Origin of the sequence: Actinomadura rayongensis (assembly GCF_009831215.1) — a bacterium.
GTDB lineage: Bacteria > Actinomycetota > Actinomycetes > Streptosporangiales > Streptosporangiaceae > Spirillospora > Spirillospora rayongensis.
Genome location: NZ_WUTW01000003.1, coordinates 145,849 through 160,291, shown reverse-complemented (window position 1 = coordinate 160,291; position 14,443 = coordinate 145,849). Strand labels below are relative to the sequence as shown.

Below are 14,443 nucleotides of genomic sequence, written 5' to 3'. Positions count from 1 at the left end.
AGTGGCGCTGAGTGAACTCTGCTTCCATTTGCAAGAACGCCGCGGTATGTATCTGCCTGATGGGCGGTATGCGAGTGCCGTCGCTTTCGTCGAAGGATACAACACGGCGCTTGGTGGTGCGTCTTTGCGCGGCTTCCAGCAGTGGTTGTCCAAGCGCGTCTATGGCAGGGATTCTGGCGTTCATTGGTCCTACATTGTTGCCTCGATTCGGGTGAACGAATTGCGTGATGGCGGCATGGGTTTCGATCGGATTCCGCCGGATCAGGACGAGATTTTGATCAATGATCTCGTAGAGTTGATCGCTGAATTTGTGACCTGGTCCGCACGCGGTTTCGATGGGTGATGTTGGGTCTGGGCAGATGGATGTTGCTACTGAATCTCTAGCAAATTGAGCGTTGCTATTACTCCTTGATTGGGCGCAAAAATGTGTTCGCCTCAGCAGGTCAATCCTCGTCTATAACTGTGGCGACTGGGTCGAGGATCAGTGGAAGCTTGGATATGCTGATCACCATTCAAAGGCCTTCGTGGCCAAGACTGTGGACGGAAACGTGAACACCGTGATAGACAACGTGAATCAAAGCTATATTAATCGCCTCATGGGGAGGTGAATGTGGTTGATCTGAGAGTCACTTACGATCGCCGGGCTAACGCTGCCTATCTGTACTTGGCTCACTCTGGAGTGGGTGCCCGGGTCGCACATACATACCCGTGTGATCCGATCGATGTCGGAGGAATGATTAATCTTGACTTCGACCAGGATGGGTGCCTGGTCGGTGTAGAGGTATTGGATGCCCGTTCGAAGCTTCCTCGGCAACTGCTTGATGCGGCGGAACGGTTGGATTTAGGGGAGTAAATGGAACTCGATATCGATCATGAACGAGTTTTGGCGCGGGACATCATCAAACAATTTCCGTCGACGCGTCGCCGAGCCGCGCAGATTCCGCCAGAAGTTCGACGATTTTTGGGAAATTGATGTGCAGTTGGTGGACGGCCCTGAATATTTCACCCATGCGGCGCGGCTCTGCGGGCGGGTAGAAGTTTGGGTGGTAAATGTGATGACCCAGGTGATGAATAGGATCCTGGCCTGGGCCATTTTGTTTGAGCGGGCGACGGGAATCGAACCCGCGTAGCCAGTTTGGAAGTCAGCGGTACATGATCTTGTAACCAGCGCCGTCGCAGCTCAAGCGGGCTACACCTCTCCCCGCATGTCCCCGCTGAACCCCCTTGATCACCGCCCCAACGGGCACGCAGCGGGCACGCCGAATGGCCCACGAGGGACGCTCACCGCATGGTCGTCCCGGCTGTCATCGTCCCTGCACCTGCCAGACGAGCCGAGCCACGAGCCGGAGTGCTCGTTCGCGCGGACGGACCTTGAGTGGCACAGATGGTTTCGCGCGAACGAGTGCTCCGGGCCGCCAGGGTGTTCGGGGGACAGCGTGTCCCCCGAGTCGGCAACCTCAACCGATCTGACTCAACAGCCGGCACAGGGGCGGCGGCGCGGACCCACGGACGGCCGGATGCCGGGAGCTGGCAGCGGCGGGGCTTTCGCTCGGCCGTCCGGGCCGCCGGTCGGTGACCGGCACCCACGCCGCACGCGCCGACCGGCGGAGCCGGGCGGCCGGTGCGGCTGCGGCGACGCGCCGCCGCCCTTGATCCAAAACAGCCAAATTCGGCAAAGAATGATGTACAGTCTGTTTACATTTCTTCGGCCTAGCTAGATCTGGGCCTAGGGTTTTGGAGGTGGTAGATGGATCGCGCTACCTGGGCTATCGTCTTGTCGACGATTAGTGTTGCCATTTCGATGGTGGGGATTTTTTGGCAACTCGTATCGTATCGATTGTCTGGTTCTAGAATTAAAGTCAAAATGAAACCGGCGATGATTGATTTGAATGACCACATAGTCCGAGGTCCAGAGAGGGGGTGGGGTGACGTCGATATACCGTTCAGCTCCCCAAGGTGGAAAGTGGACGTTGTCGAATTGTCGATTATTAATAGTGGGCGGACGGCAGTTTCTATATCCGAGGTCTCTTTGGACTTCGGACGGCCGCACGGGATCAAGCGAGGTAGTCATAGGATCAGCGGTACGCCGGTCGAGATGTTTGGTGCTATAAAAGACGAAACGTTTCGGCTTGATGCAGGGGAGAGTCAAAAGGTAATTTTCGATTTCTGGCCAATGGCGACTGCGGCGCGAAACTACCGGAAAGGGCTAGGTAAATCGGGATCTCTCACCGTGAGGGCTTCTGTCGTCATGGCCGGGACTCGTGTTAGGCGTTCCCCGTGGCGCAAAAGATGGAAAATTGGCAGCGATCAAAACACTTTGCGTCTTTCTGAAAATTTTGATGCCGAAGCCGCTGCCTATTCTGTACTCTGGGGTAGGTTCAGAATTTCTGAGAATTTCTATTTTTTGAGCGAAGTGTGGTACGTTTTTCGCTCGCAAGTAGCTGAAGGGAAAACTCCGCACGAGATAAGTGACTACCTTAAGGAAGAGTTGAATATCGTATGTGGGCTCGCTGTTCTAGATGCATATAAGGCGTATAAACAACGTGATAGCGGTCTCGAAGATGGTGCTGCGGCTTCGAGGGTTGGAGTTGATCAGCAAGAGGGTGAGTAGGTGGTGCAGCGGAAGCCAGTGTCGTCGTGCATGTGAGCTGAGGCGTCGTTGAAGGAGGCGGGGGTGCAGCGGAGGAACGGGCTGGTGAAGGCGCTGCCTTTGAGTTCGTAGCGGCCAGGGGCCGATGGGGTGGCGCACCATTCCCAGACGTTGCCGCAGAGGTCGTAGACGCCGTAGGGGCTGACGCCGCTGGCGTAGGTGTCTACGGGTGTGGTGGATCGGATGGCGTGTTCTCGGTAGTTGACTTTGGCGGGGGTGCGCTGGTTGCCCCAGGGGTAGAGGTCGCCTCGGGTTCCTCGGGCTGCTTTCTCCCACTGCTGGCTTGTGGGGAGTGTTTTGCCTGCCCACTCGGCGTAGGCGTTGGCGTCGTGCCAGGTGACGAAGACGACGGGGTGGTTGAGGAGTTCGGCGGGTGGTTCGCTGCCTTGCCAGTGGAGCGGTGGTTTGGCGTCGGTTGCCGCTACGAAGCGGGCGTAGTCGGCGTTGGTGGTGGGGAAGACGTCGATGTAGAACGCGGGCAGATCAACAGGAGTGTTGTCGGTGCCTGAGAAGAACGTTCCTGCTTCGACCAGGACCATCGATTTGCCGTCGATGGGGTGGCGGATCTGGTGTTCGTCTCCTACGGGGATGGTGTTGTCTGTGGCCGGGATCGTTGGCGGCTGAGTAGGTGCAGTGGCCGGCTGGGGGACCCGGAGTGTCGCCGTTTCGAGCATGACGGCGAACCGGGCGTGAACGTCAGGGCCGGGTGCGGCTAGGGACGAGTCGAGCGCCGATTGGTTGATGGGGCGGGGGATGATGTTCTCGCCGCCTGCCTCCCACTTGGAGACCATGCGTTCGCTGATGCCGAGGTGTCCGGCGAAGTCGCGGATGCTCATGCGTTTGGCTTCGCGGAGGGCTCGGACCTCGCGTCCTGACCAGCGTTGGACGGTGGTGCTCACTGGGGCTCCGGGGTGCGGTCGCGGTGCCTACAGGGGTTCGCCGGGGATCTCCTGGTACTCCTTGCGCAGCGTATCGAGGATCGGGTGATCGGCGGGGAACTCTGCGGAGTCGATGCTGGTGATCGCGCGGACGCCGATCGCGGTGTTGGTGGCGAAGGCCGCTTCCAGCTCGGGGAGATCGGTCAGGTTCACGGGGGCGAGGGTGGTTTGGTCGTGGACCTGCTGGAGGAGACGCATCGTCACGCCGGGCAGTACTTCGGCGTTGGGCCAGATCACCTGTTGGCCGTCGTAGAACGCGATGTTCCACGTCGCGCCTTCGGAGATGAAGGACTCCGTGTCGGTGAAGACCGAGTCGTCGAACCCTGCGAGTTGGGCGTTGCGGCGGTGCCACAGCGCACCGAACAGTCCGACGTGCTTCACCTCGGGGAGGTCGCGCGTGTAGGCGGCGGACTGGACGCGCAGCGGTGGAAGCGGGAGGTCCCCGGCCGGCCGGGTTGTGACGAGCACGTGGGGATCGGCCGTCGAACCAGGGTGCCCCAGCTCTTGAGCGGGGTCGTAGATGGTGACCCGGACGACGAACGTTCCGTCGCGGGCTCCGACCGCTTGGCGGATGAGCGAGCGCGTCCTGTCGCGGTCCAGGTCGGTCGCGAACAGCGTCCGGCAGTCGCGGGCAAGGCGTTCGAGGTGGTGCGACAGGCCGCGTACGCGCTGGTCCTCGACGCGCATCGATGTGAAGTGCCCGTAGTTGACCAGTGCCAGGGCCTTGAGCTGGTCGGGTGTGACCGGGAAGCCGTTGAGTTCTGCCATGAGGCCAGTTTGTCAGCGGTCATTGGGTCGGCTCATTCCCAGGTGCAGCGGAAGTTCCGTGCTGAGGCAGCGTCGCGACATGGGAGCGGAGCTGATCAACGAGCAATCTCGTAGGCATGACGGATCTGGGGTCAGTGTCCGAATGCCCTTGGTGTGACAGCCGTGGGTGGAAGCTCGTCAGTTCGGGGCGTTGGGTGATCGTCGGCCGGTCGCCCGGTGAGGACGGCGGGTTCGAACGGCGGCCGTGTTCGACGTGCTGACCCGCCACACGCTCTCGGGCGGCGTGATGAGCTGCGGGGCCAGTGCCATGGCATGGGTGGTTGCTGCTGCTTGCCAAGTGCACTCCGCGCTACGAGCTTTGATCCCCATTCGGTCGCCGGCCTTCTTGATCGTGATCGGCCCTTAATGCGCTTCGTCTCTCTCGCTCGTTCGCCGGGCACCTTCCGAATCCAAGAAAGGATCTTCCTCCATGTCCTCTCGTATGCGGTCTGCTCCTGCGGTGACTTCGGCGCGGTGGGGTGTGGTTCCTTATGTCACCGCGTGGTCGTCGGAGGAGGCGCCGCCGTACAACGTCGTCGTGCGTGGTGGGCGTATCGGGTACGCCGATGAGACCCAGTACGACCGTGACTCGGTCGGGGTGTTGTGGGCGCGGATGGGGATCAGTCCCAGGGTGGGGCGTCCGCAGTTCAAGAATGTTCACTATCTGCGGCAGCGGTTGGCGATGCGCAAGTTGTTGTGTCAGGTGTGCGGGACGCGGTGCGGTGATGACGGTGTGTGGGTGTTGTCGGCGCAGGAGTATGAGAACGGTGAAGGGCCGTGGCCTGCGCCGGTGCTCACGGCTCAGCCGCCGCTGTGTCCCGGTTGTGTGGAACGGTCGGCGCGGCTGTGCCCGCATTTGCGTGGTGGGCATGTGGTGCTGCGGGCGTCGCGGTTCCGGCCTGCCGCCGTGTCGGGGATGCTCTACGAGCCGACACCGGTCGGATTGAGGGCTGTCGGGCGTGAGACGGTCGCGCTCGACAGTCCGTGGGTTCGCTGGTTGCGGGCGACGCAGTTGCACATGCGGCTGGAGGAGTACACGGTCTTGGAGCCTGGTTCGTCGGCCTGACCGGCGCACTGTTATGGGGACTGTCTGCGGGAGTTGAGAAGCGATCGGGCACGCAACGGGCACGGACGATCGAATACGCCCGATGAAAGGCGAAGGTCCAGGCGGGAAATGTGTCCCTGGCCTGGACCTTTGTTGGGTGGAGCGGGCGACGGGAATCGAACCCGCGTAGCCAGTTTGGAAGACTGGGGCTCTACCATTGAGCTACGCCCGCGTGCGGCGCGACGGGTGGTCGGTCGCCGTATGTAGGGTACAGGGTTTTGGGCGTTGGTGTGATCGGTGGGTCAGGGGTGGACTACCGCTACCGGGCAGGCTGAGCGGTGGAGCATCGCGTTCGCCACTGAGCCTAAGAGCAGGTTCTTGAACCCTCCTCGGCCTCGGGCGCCTACTACCAGCAGGTCTGCTCGGGTTGAGGCGGTCGTTAGGGCTCTTACGGGGCGGGCTTGGTGGGCGTCGGGGATCACGCGGACGTCCGGGTAGGGCTTGCCCGCTTCGGCTAGGGCGTTCGCCAGGTCTGTTTCTACCTCTGCGTCCGCTACCAGGTCTGGGTCCGGGACGTGGGGAGTCGCGTCGGGTGGTGGGGTGGTCCAGGCGCGGACGGCTCGGAGGCGGTCTGATCGGACTTGGGCGGCTTTGAACGCGAAGTCCAGGGCTGCTTTTGAGCCTGGTGAGCCGTCTATGCCTACCACCACCTCGCCTTGGGTGGGGCGGGGGTTGCCTCGTACTGAGATCACGGGGCAGGGGGCGTGGGACGCCACCTGGAGGGCTACCGAGCCTAGGAGCAGGCCGGTGCGGCCTCCTCGGCCTCTTGAGCCGACTATCAGGATCGACGCGTCTGTGGCTGACTCGATCAGGGCGGCGGCTGGTTGGCCTGTTGCCACTGCGGTCGTTAGGTGCGGGGCTGGGATGTGGGGGCGGGCTACTGATACCGCTTTGTCCAGGATTGATTCGGCGTCCGGGGGACCTGGGGTCGTTACGCAGACGGCTCTTAGGGACGCCTTGCGGCGGGAGGCTTCGGCTGCTGCCCATTCGACGGCTGTGAGGCTTTGCGCTGAGCCGTCTACGCCTACTACCAGGGTTGTTGTCATCCGCCTGAGGGCTCGGGGGCGTGGGCCACCGCTACTGGGCAGGGGGCCTGGTCTAGTAGGGCGCGGCTTACGGAGCCTAGGAGGAGGCCTCGGAAGCCGCCTAGGCCGCGTGAGCCTACTACCAGCAGGCCGGCGTCTGCTGAGGCTTCTAGGAGGACTTCGCGTGGGGGACCGATCTCTACTCTCGCATCCACCTTGACCTCGGGGTATTCGTTGCGCCAGGGGGCGATCAGGTCGGCCAGGCGGTCTTGGGCCAGGCCTCGTAGGTCGTCGGCGTTCAGTAGGGGGAGGACGCCGCTTTCTACGCTTCTCGGCCACGCGAGCAGGATGACGAGTGATGTCTTGTGCAGGTGGGCCTCGGTGAAGCCGACGCCTACTGCCTCGCGGGAGGCTTCTGAGCCGTCTACGCCTACCACTACGTTGCCGGACTCTACGCGTTCGTGTGTTTGCTTCTCTTCGCGTACGACTACTACGGGGCAGGGGGAGTGGGCTGTCATTTCGACCGCGGCCGAGCCTAGGACCAGGTTGCCGAACTTGTTGTGGCTTCGGGAACCTACTACGACCAGTTCTGCGTCCGCGGCGGCGTCCATCAGGACTGAGGATGCCGAGCCTCGGCCTAGGACTGACTCGACGTTGTCCCATTCCTCGCGGGCGCGTTCTACGCCGTGTTCCAGGAGTTGTTCCGCGGCGAGTTTGAGGTCGGTGTCGGGGAACGCCATCGGACCGGCGCTCATGTAGACCTCCCACGCGTGGCACAGCGTCAGCGGCACCGCGCGTCGGCGGGCCTCCACGGCCGCCCAGAGCAGCGCCTTCTCGCTCTTGGGCGAGCCGTCGAACCCGACGACGACGCCGCGTGCCGCGTGCCGGTCACCCATCGGTCCTGCCTTCCGCAACGGGACGGTCTTCCGGCTGATGCCCGCGACGTTCCGTGGACGATCCCGGTGCCGGGTAAGTCTTGCGCCAAACCCCCATCAGGCGGGCGGGACGATGGCTACGGTTCCGGGGGCGTGTTGCAGTACCGCGCTGCTTGTTGCGCCTAGGCGTAGCGGTTCCAGGCCGCCTACGCCTCGGTTGCCCACGACGACCAGGCCGGCGGAGTCGGCCTCCTCCAGGAGGGTTTCGCGGGGTGGGCGTAGGTCCAGAGCGGTGCGGGTGGTGACGTCCGGGAACTTCGCCTGCCAGGGTGCTACCGCGCGTTCCAGGCGGGCGCCGCAGACGCGTCGCAGCTCCTCGGAGTCGCCGTAGAGCGCCAGGTCGCCGTTGGGCGCGGCGCTCGGCTCCCATGAGCCGTAGACCGCTCGGACGGCCCAGCCCCGCAGCGTCGCCTCCTCGTAGGCGAAGGCCAGTGCGGCGTCGCTGGCGGCCGAGCCGTCCACGCCCACGACGACCTCGGAGTAGGTCTCGGGGCGGTCCCGGACGACCAAAACGGGGCAGTGTGCCGTCGCCGCCAGCCGGATCGACGTCGACCCGAGCGGCACCCCGCCGGGCTGGTGGGAGCCCACGACGATCACCTCGGCGGTCTGGGCCTCGTGCATCAGCGCCGCGTACGGCGGGCCGTCCAGGAGCCGCTTGACGATCCGGACGGCCGGTACCGCATCGTGGGCCAGCGCCACGCCCTGGTCGAGGATGTGGTCGGCCATGCGCTTCACGATCGTGACGGTGTCAGCATCGACGTAGGAGTCCGGGTACGGCCAGCGCCAGACATGGCAGACCGTCAGCGGCAGGCGGCGCAACCGCGCCTCCCGCGCCGCCCAGTGCACGGCGTGCTCGCTCTCCTTGGTGCCGTCGTAGCCGACGAGGACGTGCGACCCCATGATCTCCCCCGATTTCCCCCGTTACCTGCGCAAAGAGCCCTTCCCCGCGTCCGCCGGATGAACCGGTGCCGGGACGGGCAGGGGCGCGCCATGACGGGAGCAGAGGTCCGCGAGACCCACACCGCCGTGGTGTTCTTCGTCGGCGACCGCGCCTACAAGCTGAAGAAGCCCGTGGACCTCGGGTTCGTGGACTTCCGCGACCGCGCGGACCGTGAGCGCGCCTGCCACGACGAGGTGCGGCTGAACCGGCGGTTCGCGCCGGACGTGTACCTCGGCGTCGCCGACGTGACCGGCCCGGACGGCGAAATCTGCGACCATCTGCTCGTCATGCGGCGGCTTCCGGCGGAGCGGCGGTTGGCGGCGCTCGTCCGCGCGGGGGAGCCGGTGGACGACGCGCTGCGCGCCACGGCGAAGCTCCTGGCGTCCTGGCACGCGCGGGCGCCGCGCGGCCCCGAGATCGCGGCGGACGGTGGCCGGGACGCGCTGCGCGCCCGCTGGGAGCAGGGGTTCGCGCAGGTCGGCCTGGACGGCCAAAACGAGATCGAGGAGCGCGTCCGCCGCTACCTCGCCGGACGGGCCGACCTTTTCGCCGCCCGCGCGGACCGGATCGTGGACGGCCACGGCGACCTGCTCGCCGATGACATCTTCGTCCTGGACGACGGCCCGCGCGTCCTGGACTGCCTGGAGTTCGACCCGAAGCTGCGCCATCTGGACGGCCTGGACGACGCCGCCTTCCTCGCCATGGACCTCGAACGCCTCGGCGCCCCCGAAAAGGCACAACAGTTCGTCGGCTGGTACGCCGAGTTCGCCGCCGACCCCGCCCCGACCTCCCTGCTGCACCACTATGTCGCGTACCGGGCGTTCGTCCGGGCGAAGGTCGCGTGCCTGCGCGCCGCGCAGGGCGCGCCGGACCCCGGCGCGAACGCGCTCGCCGACCTCGCGCGGCGGCATCTCGAAGCGGGCGCGGTGACGCTCGTCCTGGTCGGCGGCCTGCCCGGCACCGGCAAGACCACGCTGGCGGACGGCCTCGCGGCAGAACTTGGCGCGACCGTCCTCGCAAGCGACCGCGTCCGCAAGGAACTCGCCGGGCTGGCCCCGGAGACGTCCGCCGCCACGCCGTACGGCACCGGCCTCTACACACCCGAAAGCACCCGCCGCACCTACGCCGAGCTGGCCGGACGCGCGGCGCGGCTGCTCCGGCACGGCGAGACGGTCGTGCTGGACGCGTCGTGGACGTCCGCCGAGCACCGCGCGCTCGCGGCCGAGACAGCAAAGCAAGCGCACGCCGACGTCGTCGCGATCGAGTGCCGCGCCCCCGCCGACGTCAGGGAGGGACGGCTGCGCGACCGCAGACCCGGCGCGTCCGACGCCGACCGCGACATCGCGCGGCGAATGGAGGCGCGCGCCGACCCGTGGCCCGAGGCCGTCCCGCTGGACACGACCGGCCCGGCGCTGGACCGGGCGCTGAAGATCGTCCGGCCGGGCTAGGGCGCGCCGACGTCGATCAGCACCTTGCCGACCGCGCCACCCTCCACCGCGTCGTGCGCGGCGGCCGTCTCGGCGAGCGGGCAACGGTGCAGGGGCAGCCCGGCGTCCGCGCCGACCGGCAGCGCCCCGTCCCGCAGCGCCGCGCCCACGTCCTCCGCGCCCGCCCGCAACGCAGCAGGATCCAGCGTGTAAAGGACGAGGAACTGGTAGCGCGCGTTGAGGAAAAGGTTCGCGCCGAAGTCCAGCGTGAGCGCCCCGCCGCCGCGCTCGTTGCCGTAGACGGCGACGGTCCCGCCCGTCCGCAGCACGGACGCGTTCAGCGCGGCGTTGGCGGACGCGGCGACCTCGACCACGATGTCCACGCCGTCCGGCGCGGTCCGGCGGATGGTGTCGGCGGCGTCCGGACGCGTGTAGAACACGACCTCGTGCGCCCCGGCCGCGCGCGTCAGCTCGGCCTTGGCGTCCCCGCTGACCGTGCTGATCACCGTCGCGCCGGCCCAGCGGGCGAGCTGGATCGCGGCGTGCCCGACCGCGCCCGCGCCGCCCGGCACGAGCACCGTCCGCCCCGCGAGCGCGCCCGGCGCCAGCCGGGACGGCCCGTCCTCGGCGACGGTCAGCGCCCGGTGCGCCGTCACCGCCGGGACGCCCACGGACGCGCCGAGGTCGAAGCTCGCGCCGTCCGGCAGCGGGAACACGCGCTCGGCGGGCAGGACGGTGTACTCCTGCGCCGTGCCCGACAGCGGCCCGTAGTGCGCGGACATCATCGTCCAGACGCGGTCGCCCGGCAGCAGGTCCTCCACGCCGGGGCCGACGGCGTCCACGACGCCCGCGCCGTCCTGGTTCGGCACCGCCTCGCCGTCGACGGGACTGCCCTGCCGCTGCTTCCAGTCCGTCGGATTCACGCCCGACACGACGACCCTGACCCGCACCTCGCCCGGCCCCGGCTCGCGCGGCTCCCGCTCCACGAGCTTCAGGACGCTGGACGGCCCGTTCTCCGCATAAACGACAGCTCTCATGCCCCAAGCCCTACCCCGAAGGACGGGTCAGCAGCGCGACGGCGTCCGTCAGAGTCGTGACACGCGGCACGTCCGAAACGTCCGGGCCAAAGCCAGAGCGGTCGAGCCACACCCCGCGAAGCCCCGCGGCGGCCGAACCGCGCGCGTCCACGTCCAGCCGGTCCCCGACGTAGGCGACGCGGCCGGGCGCGAGCCCGAGCGCCGCGCACGCCGTCGTGAAGATCCGCGCGGCGGGCTTGGCGCACCCGGCCTCGGCGGACGTCAGGACGTAGGGGAGGTCGAGCCCGAGCGCCGCCACCTTGGCCCGCTGCTGCCCGGCATCGCCGTTGGTGACCACCCCGACCCGCAGCCCCGCAAGGGCCACCAGCGCGGGCGCCGCGTCGGGGAACGGACGCCACGCCGCCTGGTAACGCGCGACATACGCGGCGATCCAGGCGTCGGCGCGGGCGTCGTCCCAGGCGCCGAGCCCGAGGTCGGCGGCGAGCGCGGTGATCCGGAACCGGCGCTGCTCGGCGAAGGTCAGCTCGCCCGCGAGGTACCGGTCGACGGCGACGTCCGTCAGCTCCACCCAGCGCGGCACGAGCACGTCCGGGGAGATGTCCGGGAACGCGGCGGTGACGGCCTCGGCGGCGGCGCCGTCGTGGTCCAGCAGAGTGCCGTCGAGATCGAACAGCACGGCGTCGAGAGGCACGCCCCGATCCTAGGCGGGCCCGAACCAGCCGGGCAGGTCCAGGCGCCAGACGTCGGCGGGCGTGACGGCGGCCAGGTCGCGTTCCAGCGCCCGGACGCGGTCCTCGCCGAGCACGTCCGCCCAGCGCTCCCGCGCCCGCGCGAACCCGGCGGCCGACCGCGCGAGCGCGTCATGGGCGCGCGGCGTCAGCCGGACGGTCCGGCGCCGCGCGTCGCGGGGGTCGCGCCCGCGCTCCACGTAGCCGACGCCGGCGAGCGCGTCCAGCGTCTTGCCCGCCGCCTGCTTGGACACCCCGAGGCGGCGGCCCAGCTCGGCGGCCGTGGTGCCGTCCGGGCCGATGGCCTGGAAGACGAAGCCGTGCATCGGCCGCAGGTCCGGGTGGCCCGCGGCGGCGAGCTCGGCGTGGACGTCGTCGATGATCGCCCGGAAGCCGAGGAGCAGGCGCAGCGGGAGGTCCCAGGGTTCGCTTGACATGAAAGACAACCTCGTTGACTATTTGGACAACGACGTTGTCCATCTTAGGGAACCAACCATGTCCGTCATCCGACACACCGACGCACGGCGCACCGAGACCCCGAACGCCGTCATGACCACGCTCGCCTCGCCCGCGCAGGGCGGCGCCGACCTCTCCGTCTGGCGGACCGAGATGCAAGGCGGCGCGAAAGGCCCCCGGCACACGTCCGGCACCGAACAGGTCTGGACGTTCCTCACCGGGACCGCCGCCGTCGACCTCGGCGGCGAAAGCCTCGAACTGGCCGAGGGCGACACCGCCGTGCTGCCCGCCGACGTCCCGCGCCGGGTCACGGCGGGCCCGGACGGGTTCACCGCCGTCGTCGCCGCGCGGGCTGGAACCGTCGTCTACGACGTGGAAGGAAGGGACGACCGGATCGTCCCCGACTGGGTCCGCTAGACGCCGAGGTAGGCCAGGACGGCCAGGACGCGGCGGTTGTCGTCCTCCGACACCGGCAGGTCCAGCTTGGCGAAGATGTTCGCGGTGTGCTTGCCGATCGCCTTCTCGGTGACGACCAGGCGCGCCGCGATCGCCGCGTTCGACCGTCCCTCGGCCATCAGCCCGAGCACCTCGCGCTCGCGGGGCGTCAGCCGCTGCACCGGCTCCTCGGCGGCGTGCCGGGTGAGCAGGGTCGCGACGACGTCGGGGTCCAGCGCGGTGCCGCCCGCCGCGACGCGCTTGACGGCGTCCACGAACTGGGCGACGTCCGACACCCGGTCCTTCAGCAGGTAGCCGATGCCGCCGGAGCCGTCCGACAGCAGCTCGCGCGCGTACAGCCGCTCCACGTGCTGCGACAGGACGAGCACCGGCAGCCCCGGCCGCTCCTTGCGGGCCTCCAGCGCGGCGCGCAGGCCCTCGTCGGTGAAGGTGGGCGGCAGCCGGACGTCCACGACCGCCACGTCCGGCCGGTGCTCGGTGAGCGCCCGCAGCAGCGACGGACCGTTGTCCACCGCCGCGACGACCTCGAACCCGAACGCCTCCAGCAGGCGGATCAGCCCGTCCCGGAGGAGGGCGAGGTCCTCGGCGATGACAACGCGCACGGCAGCTCCAGAGTGACGATCGTCGGCCCGCCCGGCGGGCTCGTCACCGCCATCGTGCCATCGAACGCCGCCAGCCGCCGTTCCACGCCCGCGAGCCCGCCCCCGGGCGCCACGATGGCGCCGCCGGTCCCGTCGTCGCCGACGATGGCCCGCAGCCGCCGCCCGTCGTGCTCCAGTTCCACCCACGCGCGGGCCGCGCCGCTGTGCTTGACGACGTTCGCGAGCGCCTCGGCGACCGCGAAGTACCCCGCCGACTCGACCGGGGCGTCCAGGCGTCCGGGCAGGTCGCCGGACACGTCCACCGGGATCGGCAGCGACAGCGCGAGCGCCCGCACGCCGCCGTCCAGGCCGCGTTCGGCGAGCACCGGCGGATGGATGCCGCGCACGAGGTCGCGCAGCTCGGTCAGCGCCGTCCCGCTGGCCTGCCGCGCCTCGGCCAGCAGCCGCGCCGCCGTCTCGGGGTCGCGCTTCATCAGCTCCTCGGCCAGCCCGATGTTCATGCTGAGCGCGACCAGCCGGGCCTGCGCGCCGTCGTGCAGGTCCCGCTCGATGCGGCGCAGCTCGGCGGCGGACGCGTCCACGGCCTCCTCGCGCGTCGTGGCGAGGTGCGCGACGCGGCGCTCCAGCGCGTCGCGGGTCGGGGCGAGCAGCGCCCGGGAGAACCGGGCGTGCGCGCGCAGCAGCGCCGGGGCGAGCGGCAGGCCCGCGAGGACGAGCAGCGCCGCGAGCAGGATCGTCGCGGCCGTGCCAAGGAAGCCGTAGTCGGCGAGAGGCCAGAACGGACCCCAGCCGTAACCGGTGATCCGCGCGAGCCAGGGCGCGACGGCGAGGCCTTCCAGCCCGTAGACCAGGCACGCGGCCGGGACGAGCCCGAGCACGAACCCGACCGGGATGTTCACCAGCACCCACAGGACGTCCCGCCAGGTGGCCGGATCGCCGAGCACCCACGCGGCGCGCCGCCACGGCGACCGGCCCGCCGGCTCGGGGCGGTACGGGCGCGCGATCTCCACGCCCGTCCAGTCCGTGGCCCACGTCCGCTGCTGGTCCGCGAGCGCGCGCACCGAGAGCAGCGCGACCGGCGCGAGGATGATCCCCACCCCCGCCGCCGGGATCAGCGCGAGCGACACCACCGCGATCACGAACAGCGGGATCCCCGCCGCGAGCGCCACCGCCGCGACCGCGAGCCCGCGCGCCGCCATGACGGCCGCACGCCGTCCGGCCTGGGCTTCCATCACCGACCGCCTCCTTCCGACGGTCCCATTCTCACCGGCGGGGGAGCGCGGGCGCAGGGGGCCTAGACCCCCTGTCGGGGGAGGTCTTCGCCGCGCAATTACCGT

The 14,443-nt window shown here is 68.4% G+C and carries 17 protein-coding genes and 1 tRNA gene; 7 read left to right on the top strand and 11 right to left on the bottom strand.

Annotated features, from left to right (window positions below):
- The first annotated feature begins 1 nt into the window (after position 1).
- From GQ466_RS17650 to GQ466_RS17635, 4 genes are all read left to right on the top strand, one after another.
- Positions 2-343 (top strand): hypothetical protein, encoded by a 342-nt coding sequence (locus tag GQ466_RS17650; RefSeq protein WP_161104067.1) that lies wholly within the window; start codon positions 2-4, stop codon positions 341-343.
- Positions 344-604: 261 nt separating this feature from the next.
- Positions 605-853, top strand: coding sequence for a DUF2283 domain-containing protein (locus GQ466_RS17645; RefSeq protein WP_337193518.1), 249 nt, complete (start codon positions 605-607; stop codon positions 851-853).
- Between the two features lie 19 nt (positions 854-872).
- On the top strand, positions 873-1,130 hold the full coding sequence (locus tag GQ466_RS17640; RefSeq protein WP_161104065.1) for a hypothetical protein: 258 nt from the start codon (positions 873-875) through the stop codon (positions 1,128-1,130).
- A 617-nt stretch (positions 1,131-1,747) separates the two neighbouring features.
- Positions 1,748-2,611 (top strand): hypothetical protein, encoded by an 864-nt coding sequence (locus GQ466_RS17635; RefSeq protein ID WP_161104064.1) that lies wholly within the window; start codon positions 1,748-1,750, stop codon positions 2,609-2,611.
- Here the strand turns inward: GQ466_RS17635 and GQ466_RS32850 are convergent.
- Both GQ466_RS32850 and GQ466_RS17625 read right to left on the bottom strand, forming a co-directional pair.
- Entirely contained in the window at positions 2,593-3,549 is a 957-nt protein-coding gene (locus GQ466_RS32850) for an SUMF1/EgtB/PvdO family nonheme iron enzyme (RefSeq protein WP_161104063.1), read from the bottom strand. The genes GQ466_RS17635 and GQ466_RS32850 overlap by 19 nt on opposite strands.
- 27 nt (positions 3,550-3,576) lie before the next feature.
- Positions 3,577-4,356, bottom strand: coding sequence for an aminotransferase class IV family protein (locus GQ466_RS17625; RefSeq protein ID WP_161104062.1), 780 nt, complete (start codon positions 4,354-4,356; stop codon positions 3,577-3,579).
- A gap of 499 nt (positions 4,357-4,855) precedes the next feature.
- On the opposite strand from GQ466_RS17625, the gene GQ466_RS17620 reads away from it, so the two are divergent.
- On the top strand, positions 4,856-5,461 hold the full coding sequence (locus GQ466_RS17620) for a hypothetical protein (RefSeq protein WP_337193517.1): 606 nt from the start codon (positions 4,856-4,858) through the stop codon (positions 5,459-5,461).
- A gap of 137 nt (positions 5,462-5,598) precedes the next feature.
- On the opposite strand, the gene GQ466_RS17615 is transcribed toward GQ466_RS17620, so the two are convergent.
- From GQ466_RS17615 to GQ466_RS17600, 4 genes are all read right to left on the bottom strand, one after another.
- Positions 5,599-5,672: transfer RNA gene (locus GQ466_RS17615), tRNA-Gly, on the bottom strand.
- A gap of 70 nt (positions 5,673-5,742) precedes the next feature.
- Positions 5,743-6,546, bottom strand: coding sequence for a universal stress protein (locus tag GQ466_RS33165; RefSeq protein WP_161104060.1), 804 nt, complete (start codon positions 6,544-6,546; stop codon positions 5,743-5,745).
- Positions 6,543-7,421: a universal stress protein gene (locus GQ466_RS17605; RefSeq protein ID WP_161104059.1), complete on the bottom strand. Its 879-nt coding sequence runs from the start codon at positions 7,419-7,421 to the stop codon at positions 6,543-6,545. The genes GQ466_RS33165 and GQ466_RS17605 overlap by 4 nt, the downstream gene beginning before the upstream one ends.
- 96 nt (positions 7,422-7,517) lie before the next feature.
- Entirely contained in the window at positions 7,518-8,360 is an 843-nt protein-coding gene (locus tag GQ466_RS17600; protein ID WP_161104058.1) for a universal stress protein, read from the bottom strand.
- A gap of 90 nt (positions 8,361-8,450) precedes the next feature.
- Between GQ466_RS17600 and GQ466_RS17595 the strand changes: the two genes are divergently transcribed.
- Complete coding sequence (locus tag GQ466_RS17595; RefSeq protein WP_161104057.1) at positions 8,451-9,848, top strand: bifunctional aminoglycoside phosphotransferase/ATP-binding protein; 1,398 nt, start codon at positions 8,451-8,453, stop codon at positions 9,846-9,848.
- Here GQ466_RS17595 and GQ466_RS17590 read toward each other — a convergent pair.
- The 3 genes from GQ466_RS17590 to GQ466_RS17580 are packed head-to-tail and all read right to left on the bottom strand — an operon-like array spanning position 9,845 to position 12,029.
- Positions 9,845-10,864, bottom strand: coding sequence for an NADPH:quinone reductase (locus GQ466_RS17590; RefSeq protein WP_161104056.1), 1,020 nt, complete (start codon positions 10,862-10,864; stop codon positions 9,845-9,847). The genes GQ466_RS17595 and GQ466_RS17590 overlap by 4 nt on opposite strands.
- A gap of 10 nt (positions 10,865-10,874) precedes the next feature.
- On the bottom strand, positions 10,875-11,555 hold the full coding sequence (locus tag GQ466_RS17585) for an HAD-IA family hydrolase (protein WP_202420710.1): 681 nt from the start codon (positions 11,553-11,555) through the stop codon (positions 10,875-10,877).
- Positions 11,556-11,564: 9 nt separating this feature from the next.
- Complete coding sequence (locus GQ466_RS17580; protein ID WP_161104055.1) at positions 11,565-12,029, bottom strand: MarR family winged helix-turn-helix transcriptional regulator; 465 nt, start codon at positions 12,027-12,029, stop codon at positions 11,565-11,567.
- 58 nt (positions 12,030-12,087) lie between these two features.
- Here GQ466_RS17580 and GQ466_RS17575 point away from each other — a divergent pair, with 58 nt between their 5' ends.
- Positions 12,088-12,465 (top strand): cupin domain-containing protein, encoded by a 378-nt coding sequence (locus GQ466_RS17575; RefSeq protein WP_161104054.1) that lies wholly within the window; start codon positions 12,088-12,090, stop codon positions 12,463-12,465.
- On the opposite strand, the gene GQ466_RS17570 is transcribed toward GQ466_RS17575, so the two are convergent.
- Together GQ466_RS17570 and GQ466_RS17565 are read right to left on the bottom strand one after the other, a co-directional pair.
- Positions 12,462-13,106 carry a response regulator gene (locus GQ466_RS17570; protein WP_161104053.1) on the bottom strand — a complete coding sequence of 215 codons (645 nt, stop codon included), beginning with the start codon at positions 13,104-13,106 and terminating at the stop codon, positions 12,462-12,464. The two genes, GQ466_RS17575 and GQ466_RS17570, sit on opposite strands and share 4 nt — an antisense overlap.
- Positions 13,058-14,338: a sensor histidine kinase gene (locus GQ466_RS17565; protein ID WP_161104359.1), complete on the bottom strand. Its 1,281-nt coding sequence runs from the start codon at positions 14,336-14,338 to the stop codon at positions 13,058-13,060. Before GQ466_RS17565 ends, GQ466_RS17570 begins: the two co-directional genes overlap by 49 nt.
- Positions 14,339-14,443: the final 105 nt, after the last annotated feature.

Bases quoted from the DNA above. Each gene is read 5' to 3' on its own strand.
- GQ466_RS17640 (WP_161104065.1), top strand. From the start codon at position 873: ATGAACGAGTTTTGGCGCGGGACATCATCAAACAATTTCCGTCGACGC.
- GQ466_RS17635 (WP_161104064.1), top strand. From the start codon at position 1,748: ATGGATCGCGCTACCTGGGCTATCGTCTTGTCGACGATTAGTGTTGCC.
- GQ466_RS17625 (WP_161104062.1), bottom strand. From the start codon at position 4,356: ATGGCAGAACTCAACGGCTTCCCGGTCACACCCGACCAGCTCAAGGCC.
- GQ466_RS33165 (WP_161104060.1), bottom strand. From the start codon at position 6,546: ATGACAACAACCCTGGTAGTAGGCGTAGACGGCTCAGCGCAAAGCCTC.
- GQ466_RS17605 (WP_161104059.1), bottom strand. From the start codon at position 7,421: ATGGGTGACCGGCACGCGGCACGCGGCGTCGTCGTCGGGTTCGACGGC.
- GQ466_RS17600 (WP_161104058.1), bottom strand. From the start codon at position 8,360: ATGGGGTCGCACGTCCTCGTCGGCTACGACGGCACCAAGGAGAGCGAG.
- GQ466_RS17595 (WP_161104057.1), top strand. From the start codon at position 8,451: ATGACGGGAGCAGAGGTCCGCGAGACCCACACCGCCGTGGTGTTCTTC.
- GQ466_RS17590 (WP_161104056.1), bottom strand. From the start codon at position 10,864: ATGAGAGCTGTCGTTTATGCGGAGAACGGGCCGTCCAGCGTCCTGAAG.
- GQ466_RS17580 (WP_161104055.1), bottom strand. From the start codon at position 12,029: ATGTCAAGCGAACCCTGGGACCTCCCGCTGCGCCTGCTCCTCGGCTTC.
- GQ466_RS17575 (WP_161104054.1), top strand. From the start codon at position 12,088: ATGTCCGTCATCCGACACACCGACGCACGGCGCACCGAGACCCCGAAC.
- GQ466_RS17565 (WP_161104359.1), bottom strand. From the start codon at position 14,338: ATGGAAGCCCAGGCCGGACGGCGTGCGGCCGTCATGGCGGCGCGCGGG.